The organism is Opitutus sp. sgz309028, from assembly GCF_059821195.1.
This window is the reverse complement of record NZ_JCAMRR010000003.1, coordinates 663,271-677,214: the sequence shown is the minus strand read 5'-3', so window position 1 is coordinate 677,214 and position 13,944 is coordinate 663,271. Positions and strand designations below refer to the sequence as shown.

Annotated in this window: 9 protein-coding genes; 1 reads left to right on the top strand and 8 read right to left on the bottom strand. The window is 66.5% G+C overall.

Annotated elements, in window-relative coordinates; all coding sequences use genetic code 11:
* Positions 1-17: 17 nt before the first annotated feature.
* Complete coding sequence (locus tag AC6RV7_RS14480) at positions 18-572, top strand: YMGG-like glycine zipper-containing protein (protein WP_500094724.1); 555 nt, start codon at positions 18-20, stop codon at positions 570-572.
* 70 nt (positions 573-642) lie between these two features.
* Here AC6RV7_RS14480 and AC6RV7_RS14475 read toward each other — a convergent pair whose 3' ends face one another.
* From AC6RV7_RS14475 to AC6RV7_RS14440, 8 genes are all read right to left on the bottom strand, one after another.
* Positions 643-2,007, bottom strand: coding sequence for a DUF3300 domain-containing protein (locus AC6RV7_RS14475; RefSeq protein WP_500094723.1), 1,365 nt, complete (start codon positions 2,005-2,007; stop codon positions 643-645).
* 184 nt (positions 2,008-2,191) lie between these two features.
* Positions 2,192-2,401, bottom strand: a complete 210-nt coding sequence (locus tag AC6RV7_RS14470; protein ID WP_500094722.1) for a hypothetical protein — start codon at positions 2,399-2,401, stop codon at positions 2,192-2,194.
* A gap of 206 nt (positions 2,402-2,607) precedes the next feature.
* Complete coding sequence (gene uvrA, locus AC6RV7_RS14465; RefSeq protein ID WP_500094721.1) at positions 2,608-5,502, bottom strand: excinuclease ABC subunit UvrA; 2,895 nt, start codon at positions 5,500-5,502, stop codon at positions 2,608-2,610.
* Positions 5,503-5,679: 177 nt separating this feature from the next.
* Positions 5,680-6,363, bottom strand: a complete 684-nt coding sequence (locus AC6RV7_RS14460; protein WP_500094720.1) for a 3'-5' exonuclease — start codon at positions 6,361-6,363, stop codon at positions 5,680-5,682.
* Positions 6,363-8,321 (bottom strand): DUF294 nucleotidyltransferase-like domain-containing protein, encoded by a 1,959-nt coding sequence (locus AC6RV7_RS14455; protein ID WP_500094719.1) that lies wholly within the window; start codon positions 8,319-8,321, stop codon positions 6,363-6,365. The genes AC6RV7_RS14460 and AC6RV7_RS14455 overlap by 1 nt, the downstream gene beginning before the upstream one ends.
* Before the next feature lie 74 nt (positions 8,322-8,395).
* On the bottom strand, positions 8,396-10,942 hold the full coding sequence (locus AC6RV7_RS14450; protein ID WP_500094718.1) for an ABC transporter permease: 2,547 nt from the start codon (positions 10,940-10,942) through the stop codon (positions 8,396-8,398).
* 34 nt (positions 10,943-10,976) lie between these two features.
* Entirely contained in the window at positions 10,977-13,640 is a 2,664-nt protein-coding gene (locus tag AC6RV7_RS14445; RefSeq protein WP_500094717.1) for an ABC transporter permease, read from the bottom strand.
* Positions 13,641-13,678: 38 nt separating this feature from the next.
* Positions 13,679-13,933 (bottom strand): YdeI/OmpD-associated family protein, encoded by a 255-nt coding sequence (locus AC6RV7_RS14440; RefSeq protein WP_500094716.1) that lies wholly within the window; start codon positions 13,931-13,933, stop codon positions 13,679-13,681.
* Positions 13,934-13,944 lie beyond the last annotated feature (11 nt).

Genomic DNA, 13,944 nt, shown 5'->3' with positions numbered 1-13,944 from the left:
CGGACTATCCGGCTGTCATGAAACGTTTAACCCCGACTCAGCAGGCGTGCACGCTTGCCCTGACGATCGCCTCGCTCGTCGGCGGCGGCTGCACCAGCACCGCCTCCAACACGCAACGTGGCGCCGCCGGCGGCGCAGCGCTGGGCGCACTCGCCGGTGCGATCATCGGCAACAATCGCGGCAGCGGCAACGCCGCCAGCGGCGCGGCGATCGGCGCGGCCGCAGGTGCGATCGCCGGTGGCGCCATGGGCCACGCCAAAGACAAACGCGAAGCCGCCAGCACCGGCAGCCCGCCGGTCTACAGCGCCGACGCTCCCAGCAACGCGATGACCAATATTTACGTCGACACCCCGCCGCCCATGCCGACGGTCACCGAGCCGGAGTCGATCTCGCAACGGCCCAACGCCCGCGCGCTCTGGGTTCCAGGCTACTGGTCCTACGACAACGGCCAGAATTATTCGTGGGTCGCGGGGCACTGGGAAATCCCGCCGGCCGGATCCACCACCTTCCGCCCGCCGGAGTGGCGGCGCCAAGGCAATGGCTACGTTTACGTGCGCGGTTACTGGCAGTGAAGTCCGCCATCCCTTAAAAAAAACACCCGACCAGCGACAACGCCGGTCGGGTGTTTTGTTGTTGGCGATTTTAACGATCGCGATTCGGAGCGCGACCGCGGCCGTTGTCGCCCCGTCCGCGATCCGAACCGCCGGGACTCGTCGGCTCCGAGCGTGGCGAAAACGACGGTGCTCGTGCGGGCGCCGCGGCGGGTGCACGCGGGGCCGGAGCCGAGGCTGCGACCTGCGGGGCTCGCGGGGCCGCAGTCACGGGCGGACGGGACGTCGCCATTGGCGCCGAACGGATTTCGTTGCGTCGGCCGGGAGGCGGCGGCGTGTCCGGCCGAGCGGCGGGCGCCTGTGCCGTGGCCGACGGCGGCGGGACATTCTGCGATGGCCGCACGCGCGGGACGCGATCGGCATTGCGCGTCCACTCCCGCGGCGGGTTTCCGGACGCAGGCGGCGGCACATTCGGCTTCACTTCGCGTGCTCCCGCCGGGCTGGACGGCCGGTGCTGCCATCGCCGTTCATCGGTCAAGCGCCCGGGCTGCGGCCGCCGGTCACGGTCGCGATCGCGATCGACGCGCGGCGGCCCGACCGGCCCCGGATGGGGAAACTCACGCCGCGATGTGAAATCGCGACGATGAAAAGGCGGACGCGGCCGTCCCGCCGGCGGCGTCCACGGACGCCAGTGATCGCCGAATTGCGGACGGTGCGCGAAATGCTGGCGCTGCCAGTCGTGCAACCGCCAGTGTGCGGCCGGCCGTCGATTCACCACGATCACACGGCGACCCCAATCGCAGTCGTTGTGCAGCCACCAGCCGACGCCGAATCCGACGCCGAACGTCAGCCAGGTGTCCGGCTGATAATAGGTCGGATGCTCGACGTAGATGACGCGATAGTCATACCGCGGCACGTAAATCACTTCCGGCTGCGCGGGCACGATCCGGATGTATCCATTTTCGTCCAACACTGTCTGCTGCGTCGTGCTGACGAGCAGCCCGCCCGCTTTCGCGCGACTGCGCGCGCGCTGCACCGCGGCCATCACGTTTTCCGGGCTGGCGAGATACGCTTCACCGAGCTGCTGCGTCCACGCGAGATTCTCGTCCATCCACTTGATCACATCCGGATAACGCGCGAGCGCCTTGACGTCGTCGTCCCACGACTGGGCATCGATCTGGTTCGCATCGCCGTTGTCGCGCAGGTAGCGCGCAGCGAGCACCACGTCCGAGCTTTCGGTCGAGGCCGGCAGGATCAGCGCCACCAGGACATCGGGATACAACGCGATCGGAGCCACGAGCTGTTCGAGTTGTTCGGGCGCGAGCTGCGAAACCGCCGGCGACGCCGCGGTCTCCGGAGGCGTCGGGGTCTGCCCCCAAACCGATGTTGCTGCAGCGCCGCCGCCGAGGCCGGCCAGCAGCGATGCGCAAAGGAGCAAATGGCGCAGGGGTCTCATGGGGTATCGGAGCAACCAGCACGCATGACGCTGGCGCCCGTCTGAAGTGACACGACGCGATGCGCTTTCGTGCCGCGAAATTCGAGTGATGAAATCTGCATGCATCAACATGGTCCGATCGCAGGAAAACACGAACCACGCCGGCGATTTCCTCGCCGGCGAAAGCGCCACGTGAGCGCGCGGCTCACTCTTCGTGATGCGTCAGCCAGATGAGCGTCACCAGGGCGGCAAACGTCAGGGTCGGGCCAATCACCCAGAACGGATTGAATTGCAGATTCCAATGCCCGACGGCCCACCAGACCGCCGCGCATTTCCCCACAATCACCGCCCAGGCGATCGCCATGAACCAGACGATCCGCCGTGGATACTGACTCACATGAAACGGCGAGTTCATGGCGAAACTCTACGCCGCGGAGCCCGCCGCCGCTGCGCGTTCCTTGGCCAACCCCGCGCCGGAATTGTGCGGCGAAGCGCACCTGCTGCTGTCGCCACCCCTTCAGATGGGGCGAGTCTCCGCCCCGCCTTTTTGCGCTGCACGCGGTCGAAGGCGGGTCGGAGACCCGCCCTACTTTTCATTCGCTAGACCGCGCACGACCGTGGCTAGTCGCGCGCCGCCATCGACCAGCGACGCAGCGCCTCGCCGGTCAGCGAACGCTCGCACGTTTCGATTTCGGAACGCGCCCCGGCGAATACGATCTCGCCGCCATCGCGACCGCCGCCCGGGCCGAGATCGATGATCCAGTCGGCGAGATTGATGACATCGAGGTTGTGCTCGATCACGATCACCGTGTTGCCGGCGTCGCGCAGCTTGAACAACAGGTCCATCAAGCGCTGGATGTCGACCCAGTGCAGTCCCGTCGTGGGCTCGTCCAGGATGTAAAGCGTCCCACCCTGCTGCCGTTTGCTGAGCTCGAGCGAGAGCTTCAATCGCTGCGCTTCGCCGCCCGAGAGCGTCGTCGCCGATTGGCCGAGCGTCAGGTAGCCGAGGCCCACCGCATCGAGCGTGGCGAGCTTGTCGATCACGCGCGGGATATTGCGAAACAACGCGATCGCCTCGCGCACGGTCAAGTCGAGCACGTCCGCGATCGACTTGCCGTGAAACAGAATCTCGAGCGTTTCGCGGTTGAAGCGCCGCCCGCCGCAGCTCGGACAGGGCGCGTAGGCGTCGGCCATGAACTGCATGTCGAGTTTGATCATGCCATCGCCCTGGCAGCGTTCGCAGCGACCGCCGCGCACGTTGAACGAGAACCGGCTCGGCTTGTAGCCGCGCACTTTCGCGAGCGGCACCTGCGCGAACAAATCGCGCAACAGTCCGAGCAGATCGACATACGTCGCCGGATTCGAACGCGGGCTGCGGCCGATCGGCTCCTGGTCGACCTGCACGAGCTTCTCGAAGAAATCGAGATTCTCGATCTGCCGGTGTTTCGCAGGAAACGCTTTCGCGCCGTTCAGCTTGCGCGCGGCGGCGGTGGCGAGGATGTCGTTCACCAAGGTGCTCTTGCCTGAGCCGCTCACGCCGGTCACGCACGTGAGCAGACCGATCGGAAAACGCGCATCGATGCCGCGAAGATTATTGGCCCGCGCTTCGCGCACCGTGAGCCAGGCGCCGTCGGGCTGCTTCGTTTTCGCGTCCTTCACGACACCCAGCGTCCGCGCCAGAAACGGTCCGGTGCGCGAGAGTTTCGCCGGCAGTTTCATGCAGTCCTGCGGCGTGCCTTGAAACAGCAGATAACCGCCTTCGACACCCGCCTCTGGTCCCAGCTCGATCAACTGGTCGGCGATGCGCATCGTGTCCTCGTCGTGCTCGACGACGATCACCGTGTTGCCGCGATCGCGCAGCGCCTGGAGCGTCTCGAGCAGCTTTTGATTGTCGTGCGGGTGCAGCCCGATGCTCGGCTCGTCGAGCACGTAGATCACGCCCATCAATCCCATGCCGAGCTGCGTCGCCAGCCGCACGCGCTGCGCCTCGCCGCCCGACAGCGTCGCGTAATCGCGGTCGAGCGTCAGGTAGCCGAGTCCGGTCTCGAGGAGAAACGCGAGCCGCTGCTCGATGCCGGTCACGACTTCGCGCACCGCTTCGTTCGCGCCGTGCATCGTCACCGCCTGTTTCGCGACAGCGTTCGCGGTCTCGACATCGAGCGCGAGGAATTGCGGATACGTGTGAAACGGCGGCTCGCCGCCCGCGCTTCCCGGTTCGCCGAGATTCAGGCGCACCGCGCCGCTGCGGGCGTTGAGCCGCGTGCCGTGACATTCGGGACACTCGCCCGCGACCATGAAGGTCGTGAGTCGCGCGCGGAATCCTTCGCTGTCGGTGTGCCGCCAGCTGTCCTCCAGATCCGCGATCACCCCTTCGAAGGGCATCGCCTTCGCCTCGCGCATCCGGCGGAGCTTGAACGCAAACTGCCGCTCGCCCGCGCCGTGCAGGATCGCGTCGCGCGTCTCCTCCGGCAGGGAGCGCCACGGCTTGTCGGGATCGAAGGGCAGCTGCTCGGCCAGCTGTTTCAGCAGCGCATTGTGCTTGATGATCAGATTTTTTCCGCCGATCCGCCACGGCTTGATCGCGCCTTCGCGCACGCTCTTCTCCGGATCCGGCACGATCAGTTCCGGCACGAAACGCAGCTTGCGGCCGAGCCCGCCGCAGGTCGGGCACGCGCCCTCGCTGTGGTTGAAGGAGAAATGCCGTGGTGTCAGCTTTTCGAATACATCGCCGCAGATCTCGCACGCGAGCGACTGGCTGAGCGGCAGCTCGCGCCACGGCGCATCGGGCGACTTCTGCGCCAGCACGATCGCGCGGTCCTTGCCTTCGCGAAACGCCAGTTCGAGCGAATCGGCCAGCCGGCTGCGCTGGTCCGCCGACGCCACCAGCCGGTCGATCACGAGATCGACCGCGATCTCCTTCGCCGCGGTGGAAATCAGCTTGGGCTCGTCGAGGTTTTTGACCTCGCCGTCGAGTCGCACGCGTTGAAATCCGCGTTGCCGCAGCCGTGGCAACTCCTCGCGCAACACACTCGCCTTCGCGCGCATCCAGGGCGCGAGCAGGATGATCCGCTCCCCGGCGCACTGGGTCAGCACGCGTTGCACGTTGTCATCGAGCGAGCGTTGCACCACGCGGCCGCCGTCCTTCGGACAGCGTTGCTCACCGACGAGGGCCCAGAGCAGCTGCGCATAATCCGCGATCTCCGTCGCCGTCGCAATCGTGCTGCGCGGTCCGCCGGCACCCGTTCGCTGCTCGATCGCGAGGACAGGCGAGAGACCATGGATGAAATCCACGTCCGGGCGTTTCAGCTGCTCGAGCACCTGCCGCGCCTGCGTGGAAAGGCTCTCCATGTATTTGCGGTAGCCCTCGGCGTAGATCGTGTCGAAGGCCAGCGACGATTTGCCCGAGCCGCTCGGGCCGGTGACGACCACGAGCTTTCCGCGGGGAATCCGCAGCTCGAGGTTCTTCAGGTTGTGCTCTCGCGCACCTTTGACGTGGATGTGAGTCGCGGCCTGCATGCGGGGAACACGCACCGTAATCGAATCGCCGCCACGTCAAAGAGCTAAGTGCAATTTTCCGCCGGCATGTGACGTGATTCCTGTGAGCCGCGGGTCCGAGACCCTCGCGCCGAGTCGCTTTCATGGGCCCTCAGGCGCGTCGCGAGCCACGCCCTTGCCAACCACGCTCCTGACGAATCAGGGCTCGTTGAGCGGCAGGTCCCCGGCAGTAAGCGGTCGACCCAGCAGCCGGGCGTATTTCGCGCAGAGCACCAGCAGCAGCTCCGCCGTCGTGAAGGCATCGCCCTCGGCCGTATGACGCTCCATCGGCGTGATGCCGCAGTGCGTGCAAACCTCGTCGAGCGAGGGCACCCGCTGCCCGGGATAACCGGTTTTCCGAAACGCCTCCAGCGCGCGCATCGCGAGATGCGCCGTATCCAGCATCGGATTACGAAGCTTCACCCGGAAATGCCGCTGCAGCGCGGCATTGAGCATGGCGACGTCGAAGCGCAGGTGATGCCCCACCAGCACCGTGTCCGTCGCAAGCGGCAGCCACGCCTCCAGCACCGCCTCCTCCGGCTCGCCCGTGCGCGTCTCCGACGGAAGGATGCCATGCACCCGCACCGCCTCCGTCAGCCGCGCCCGCGGCTGGTAAACCAACCAGGAACGCAGGCCCGCGAGCTCCGCCACACCCGCGCGCACCGGCACGGCGGCGAGCGAAAGGATGCGATCGTTCACGGGATCGAAGCCTGTGGTTTCCGCGTCGAGCACGAGGAACGACAGCGTGTCGACAGCCGTTTTCTTCGGCACCCGCGGATCGGTGCTCTCGCGATATGCGAGCGCCGACGGCGCGAGCGAGCGGCGTTTGAACCAGGATAACATCAGCGCGGCCCCATCAGATCGAACTCGCGGCGGAGCGCTTCCTGCACGAGCCGCACCACGTCGAAGATGCTCGAGAGCTGGCTGCGCTCGAGCTTGGACAGCTGCCCCGAATTGATGAAGCGCCCCGAGTCGCCGCGCTTGAGTCCGTTGAGTGTGCGCAGCCGCAGCAGGAAATCGTAGGCGTCTCGCGCGGACGCGGCGAGTTCCGCCAGCCGCGGCTGGTTTCGCCGCACCTCCTCCCAGCGGCCGCCCGTGGAGTAGCGGCGGCTCAACCGGTATTTCAGGCACAACAATCGCGCCGCATCGCGCAGCGGAGCCATCCCGCGCGATTTCAGATCGAACTCCTCCTGGCCGGCGCCGAGCTTTTCCATCACGAAACGTCCGATGAAATTGAGCGGCGGCGCCGTATCGACGACGTGTTCCGCCAGACGCCGCTGCAACCGGCCGTTCGCCGTCACGGTGTCGAAAATCGTCCGACGCAGCGTCTCGCAGAGCGACTTGTCGCCGGCGACGTAACGCAGGTCATAGAGCACCATCGCCCGCAACAGCCGATCGCCCTCCAGGTCGTTGCCATAAGTCTGAAATTCCGCGAGCCACTCCGCAGACGTGCGGCACCAGCGCGGATTCAGTGCCATCACGCCGCCCTGGCAGCGCGCGAAGCCTGCCGCCGCCATGCGATCGATCACCCGCGTGGCCAGCTGCAGAAACACCGCCCTCGCCTCCTCGTCCGCCTCGGTCGAGCCGAGCGGCTCGAAAACGAGCGCGTTGTCCATGTCGGTCCGCAGGATCTGCTCGCGGCGTCCGTCGCTGCCGACCGACATCCACGCCCACGCCGTCGGAGGGATCGGCGTGCCCGCATTCGCCAGCTCGGCCGCGGAGAGCTCGATCAGCCGCTGCACGAGTTCGTCGTAAAGCTCCGCGCAAATCTGGCCGAGATAGATCGCCGACACCCCTGCCTCGAGATAGCTGCGGGCGATCGACTGGATTTCGTCGCAGAGCTCGCGAAAACGCGGATTGGTGCGCGCGAGCCGGATCTCGCGCAGCAAGCCGGCGGGATGATGTCCGCTCTGCGCGAGAAGGTCCTTCTGCGTGCAAACGTCCAGCGCCGGCGAGTGCGGCGTCCCGTCCTCGGTCACGCACACCTGCCCGATGCGCTCGCGCAGCATCACCAGCATCGCCGCCGTGGCGCTCGACTGGGGCGAGACCGTGATGACCGGCTGCGCCATGACGGACGCGACTGTCGCCGTTTTTTCAATACCGTCGACGATCACCTGCTTGACGAGAGCGTTGGCGGTCACGATGCCCAGCGGCCGGCGCTCCGGATCGACGATCAGGATCGACGGCACCTGTTTGGCGGCCATGAGCGCCGCGGCGGCGCTGATCGGCGCATCCGGGGCACACGTGAGCAGCCGCTCGGCCGGCCGCAGCTGAATGAGCTGCGCGCCGTCGAGATGCGCCTGCAGGATGTTTTTGGCGCGCCCTGCGATCGCGGAGTCGGTCGGCTCGGTCAACGCCACGGTCTGACCGACGCGGGCGACCCAGTAGGAATGCCGTCGCACATAATGGCGCGCCTCATCGTGCGTCTCGAGCACCGGCCGGATGCGCGCGGCGGGCAGGATGTAGAAAAGACAATCCTCCGCCGCCTGCGCCGAGACGCTGTGCTGGGCTTCGTTGTGCGTGACGGCGGTGAACCCGAGCACGTCGCCGACGTCGCGAATATCCACGCGCTCCCGCCGCCCCTCGACCTGCCAGATATATTCCACGCGGCCGCGCGCCACAAACAGGACTTCGTCCCGCGGCCGATCGCCCTGGCGCCACACGAAGTCTCCCGCCGCCATCGCGCGCACCGAAGCCTCGGCGGCGAGTTGCTGCACCGTTTCCATTTCCATCATGGAAAACGGCGGGAAGCGGCGCAGCGCGGTGGCGATTCGTTCGGTGATGACGTTCTTCGACTGCACAGTGAGAAAGGTAGCCGCCTTTTCTGTCGGCCCGCCAGAAGCGAGTCAACCGGCGCCGCGACCTGCAGCCTCGCTCACTCGTAACGCAGCGCCACCATCGGGTCCACGCGCGCCGCCCGGATCGCCGGCCATCCACAGGCCCCGATGCCCACCACGGCGAAGACGATCGCCACGCTAGCAAACGCCACCACGTCGACCTGCGAAGGTGCCCCGGTCAGAAGACCGAACAACAAACGAACGCCCGTCACCGCGACGGCAGCCCCGAGCGTCCCACCCCACGCCACCGTTTTCAATCCACCCGCCAGCACCAGACGCAACACCGCTGCGCGTGTCGCTCCGAGCGCCATCCGCACTCCGATCTCCTGGGTGCGCTGGCTCGTCGAAAACGCCATCGACGCGTAGATCCCCGAGGCGGCGAGCGCCAGGGCGAGTCCGCCGACAAACACCGCAAGTTGCGTCAACTGTGTCATCGTCCTGAAGGCAATTTCGCGCAGCGGCAGCGCGCGCGGGGTGATCGTCTCCGCCGCCACATTTCGCAACACGTCGTTGATCGCGACCGTCGCGTCTTCTGCGCTCCCTTTCGTCGCGATGAGCAACCCGCGCTCGTTCGTGGCGCGCAGCGGCAGCCCGTCGTAAACCGTGGGTTCGCTGCCGCCATCCTCGACGATCCCCGCGACGAGGTAGCTCTGGTTTTCCACTTCGAAATGTTCCCCGACCGCGTCCGGGCGCGACCAGAAGCGCTTCGCCATCGCGCGGTTCACCACCACCTGCCGCACCGCTCCTTCCGCAACGCGTCCAAACGCAGACGAGCCACGCAGCACCGTCGCCCCCACCACTGCGAAATAGTGTTCGTCGACCCGCCGCAACCATACCTCGGGCCGCAGGTCTGCCGTCTCCGCGCTCGTCGATTTCCTGCGGCCGAAGCGGCGTTTTTCTGCGCCGAGTCCCTCCACCCACGCCGCGTCCGCCACTCCGTCGATCCCCAACACGCGGGACCGCGCCTCCTCGCGCTGCGCCGTCGCCGTCGCTTCATCCGCAGCGTGAGGCCATGGCGCATACGCGAGCCGGTCCATGCGCTGCGCCTGTGCGCCGACATACGCCTCTGCCACCAGAGACTTCACGAACGTGCCCGCCACCGCGAGCAACGCGAAGCTCGAGGCGATCTGCGTGATCAGGAAAAACCCGCGCAGCCGCGAGCTCCGAAACGCCGGCGAATCGCTTTCACCTTTCAACGTCGCGTTGACATCCGGTCGGACTGCCTGGTGGGCCGGCACGAGTCCGAACAGCAACGCAGCCACAACGCTCACCGCGCCGGTGTAGGCAAACACGCGCGCGTCCAGCTGCACGGAGAAGGCTCCGAAGTCCGCGAGGGTGGCGAATACGAAATCGAGAGTCACCGCGCCAAACCACAGTCCTGCGGAGCCGCCCAAGGCCGCGAGCAGGAGGCTTTCGGCCATCAACATGCGCAACAGCCGCCCACGTGTCGCTCCACTCGCCAGCCGGATCGCGATCTCCTTCCGCCGCTGCACCGCGCGGGCGAGCAGGAGATTACCGACGTTCGAACACGCGATCCACAACAGCCCGCCCGCAACGACCAGCGGCACCGTCGTCACGAGAAAAAATTCCGCTTTTTTCGCCGCCGACATCTCGCCGCGCCAATCCTCGCGCCCAAGCGAAAGTCGAAAGCTCAGGTCGGTGCCAAAAACGTCCGGCGAGCGCGCAACGACTAAGTCGACCGCCGCCTGCGCCTGCGCGAGCGAAACGCCGGGCTTGAGTCGTCCGAACGCCGCGAACTGCGTCGGGCCCGCGTCAGCGAGCGCGCCCACCGGCACCCACAAGGCCGGACCTTCCGGACCGGGTCCGTGAAAATCGCGCGCGGCGACGCCGATCACCGTCACGAGCGTGCCGTCGACCCGGAGACTTTGCCCAAGCACTCCGGGATCGGCGCCGAGTGCCTCCCGCCAGAATGCATGGTTCAGCACGGCGACCGAACCGCCGGTCAGCGCGCAAGCCGACTCCGCCGCGAACAGTCTTCCCTGTGCCGTCCGCACACCAAACGTGGAGAAATGATTGGCACTCACCACACCGACGCGCGCCGTCCGCTCTACATTTTCGACGGCCACCGTAGCCTCGAACCCGGCAGCACCGAGCACCTGAGCCACAGGCGCCAATTGCTCGCGCAGCGCTTCCAGTTGCGACCACGAGAGGCGCGGACCGTTGAAAAAGAGCACGCGTTCCGGCTGCGGCACGCCGCGAATCGTCTGATAAAAAATCGCGTTGATGATGCTGAACACGGCGGTGTTCAGGCCGATCCCGATCGCGAGCGACACGACGGCGACGATGGTGAACGACGGAGTTTTCCGCAGCATGCGCGCCGCGAAACGGATGTCCTTCACGCCGTCCTCGAGCCAGCCGAAGCTGCGCTGCGCGCGCGCGACCTCCTTGATCTGCTCCACTCCGCCGAACTGCCGCAGCGCGGCGTAACGCGCGTCCTCGGCGCTCATCCCGGCGGCGATGTTCCTCTCCGTCTGCAGCTCGAGATGCAGACGCATCTCCTCGGCCATCTCGGCCTCGAGGGCCCTCCTCCGGAACAGCGCGCTCAATTGTCGGAAAAGTCTCATGTGCGGCTTGCGATCAACTTGCCACCTTCTGCTTTCACTCGCACCGGAGCGCCACCATCGGATCCACCCTCGCCGCCCGCCGCGCCGGCAGCCAGCACGCGAGCAGGGATACTGCCAGCATCAACAACGAGACCCCGGCGAACGCGATCGGATCGAATCTTCCGACATCGAACAGCCACGCCTGAAGGAACCGCGTGAGGTAAATTGCCGCCACGAAACCAATGGCCACGCCCAGCCCGGTGCGCCACATCCCCTGCCGCAGGATCATCGCGACGATCTGAGTGCGCGTCGCACCGATCGCTCCGCGAATCCCAATCTCGCGCGTGCGTTGCGACACATCGTAAGCGAGCACGCCATAAAGACCGATCCCCGCGAGCACCAGCGCCAGCCCCGCAAAGGCACCGATCAGCAGCGTCACGCCGCGCCGCCCCATCATCAGGCTGTCCAGGCCCTCCTCGATGGTTGCCGTCCCGTACAACGGCAGCGTCGGTTCGATCGCGTGCAGTTTGCGTCGGATTTCCCGGAGGAGATCGCCGGTCTCGCGGGGAGAGCGCACGACGAACGAGAACCCGAAGGCCGGTTGTTGTACCATCGGCATGAATACAATCGGCACGCCGTCGCGCGCCTCCAAACCGGAGAGCTGCGGCCGACGGACCACCCCGACGATTCGCGGCCACGGCCGACCGTCCGGCGGCGGCCGATCCGACAACGCGACCTCCTGCCCCACCGCGCTGCGACCGGGAAAATATCGCTGCGCAAACAGATCGTCGACCACCAGCACCGGACTGCTGCGGATATCGTCTGCGTAGGTGAAGCCTCGCCCTTCGAGCAGCGTGATCCGCAGCGTCTCGAAAAATTCCGGCGACACGGGATCGACCGCCACCAGCGGTCGGTTTGCACCCGGGCTCGCCGCTTCTCCACGGATCACAAACGGTGACGATCGAAAACTCCCCGCCAGCGCATAATCGAACACCAGCGCCGCTCCTTCGACGCCCGGGATCTCCCGCAATCCCTCGACGATGCGCCGCTGCAATCCGACATTGGCGTCGACCGGTTCGAACGCCTTGGGAACGGCCATGCGTCCCTGCACGAGATTCGAGGTGTCGAAGCCGGGATCCGTGGCCAGCACCCGCGCGAAACTTCGTCCCAACAACCCCGCGCCTACGAGGAGCAGCAACGCGATCGCCACCTGCACCACGATCAGGGCGCCACCGAGCACGCGCGCGCTGGTCCCCGCCGAGGCGGTGCGAGTTTCGTTCAGTTTCAAGCCGCGTTTCCACACCAGCGCGAACGGCACCGCGCCGACCACGAGCGCAAGCCCGAGCGCCACGGCGGCTGCCACTCCGACCATCGACAACTCGACCTGCACCGGCGCCGCCGATCCCGCGAACATCGGCAGGTAAACATTGATCATGCGCACCGCGGCCCACGCCATTCCCGCGCCCAGTGCGGTCGCCATCGCCGTGAGCAACACGCTCTCCGCGATCAGCTGTCGCATCAGCGTCGCGCGCCCCGCACCGAGCGCATGCCGGATCGCCAGTTCCGGCCGCTTCGTATTCGCACGCGCCAGCATCAGGTTCAGCACGTTGACCGCGCCGATCAGCAGCACAAAACCCGCCCCGACCTGCAACAACGTGAGCGGCCGCCGCACCAGGTCCGCGACCTGCGCCCCGATGCTCTCGACCCGCACCCGGTGGCCCGTGTATTCGAAATAGGTCCGGGTCGCGGACGCCGCCAGTTCGTCGAGATAGCGGCGGTCAACCGCACTCAGCTGCGCCTCCGCGACCGCGCGCGTGACGCCCGGTTTCAAGCGACCGAACAAAGTCGCTCTCCCGCTGTAACGCGCCCGCGGATCCACCTCGTTGGGCACGGATTCGAAGGGCTTGAAAAATTGCGTGTAGCGGTCGAGCACCTCGACGCTGCGGGGAGCCACGCCGATGACGGTCCACGGTTCCCCGCCAAGTCGCACCGTGCGTCCGATCACACCCGGATCCGCGTTGAATTGGGATTCCCAAAAGGTCCTGGTCAATACGAGCACCCGGTCAGCGCCGACCGCATCTTCTTCCGGCGTGCCAAACCGACCGAGCAACGGACGCACTCCGAGCAGATCGAAGAAACCCGCCGTCACCCGCATGCCCATCACCCGCTGCGGCGCGGTGTCGTCATCCAGCGTCGTGCCCGCGTAACGCATCAACGCAAATCCCTCGAACAAGTCCGCGTGAGCCTGGAAATCCCGGTATTGCGGCACGCTGCCGGCCTGCCGGCTGCGCCCTCCGCCCAGTTTTTCGAAGGCGTTGTAAACCTGAACCAGCCGCTCCGGTTCGTGGAATGGCGCCGGCTTCAGCACCAGCGCATACAGCACGGTCAGAATCGCGGTGTTCGGGCCGATGCAGAGCGCCAGGGTGGCGATGACCGCGCCGCTGAACAAGGGCGCCCGCCGGAGCGACCGGGCCGCGAATCGCAGATCGCGAAAGCTGTTCTCGAGCCAGGTCCACCCGCGCTGCTCCCGACAACGCTCCTTGATCTGCTCCACTCCGCCGAACCGTCGCAGCGCGGCGTAGCGTGCCTCATCGTCATTCATGCCCGACGCGCGATAGCGTTGCTCGAGCATCTCGAGATGGATCCGAATCTCCTGCGACATCTCGACGTCCATTCGCTCTCGGCGCCACCATGAACGCAGAACTGAGGTGAATTTCATAGGGCGCGGGATTCGTCTGGCCGGGGAAGATTGATGCCTCACACGGAAGCGCGGCAGGCACTCGCCGCGTTCACGGTTGCGAAAGCCGTCCGAGCGGTCCGCATCTCGTCCGTCCACTGGCCGAACAGCCGCACAACGGCTTTCTGGATGCGCTCCCGGCGCGTCGCCGGCCGCTTGGCGGTCGCGATCCAGCGCAGGTAATCGGCCCGGTGAACGTAAGGGCACTCGCAGAAAAACTCCTCCAACCCGCTCTGTCGCAGCGCGCGGAGAAAATCCTCTGGAATGGCATTCACGACCTTCGCGC

Excerpts from the sequence above, each read along its gene's own strand:
- AC6RV7_RS14460 (WP_500094720.1), bottom strand. The coding sequence starts at position 6,363 with ATGTTATCCTGGTTCAAACGCCGCTCGCTCGCGCCGTCGGCGCTCGCA.
- AC6RV7_RS14450 (WP_500094718.1), bottom strand. The coding sequence starts at position 10,942 with ATGAGACTTTTCCGACAATTGAGCGCGCTGTTCCGGAGGAGGGCCCTC.
- AC6RV7_RS14480 (WP_500094724.1), top strand. The coding sequence starts at position 18 with ATGAAACGTTTAACCCCGACTCAGCAGGCGTGCACGCTTGCCCTGACG.
- AC6RV7_RS14470 (WP_500094722.1), bottom strand. The coding sequence starts at position 2,401 with ATGAACTCGCCGTTTCATGTGAGTCAGTATCCACGGCGGATCGTCTGG.
- AC6RV7_RS14445 (WP_500094717.1), bottom strand. The coding sequence starts at position 13,640 with ATGAAATTCACCTCAGTTCTGCGTTCATGGTGGCGCCGAGAGCGAATG.
- AC6RV7_RS14475 (WP_500094723.1), bottom strand. The coding sequence starts at position 2,007 with ATGAGACCCCTGCGCCATTTGCTCCTTTGCGCATCGCTGCTGGCCGGC.
- uvrA (WP_500094721.1), bottom strand. The coding sequence starts at position 5,502 with ATGCAGGCCGCGACTCACATCCACGTCAAAGGTGCGCGAGAGCACAAC.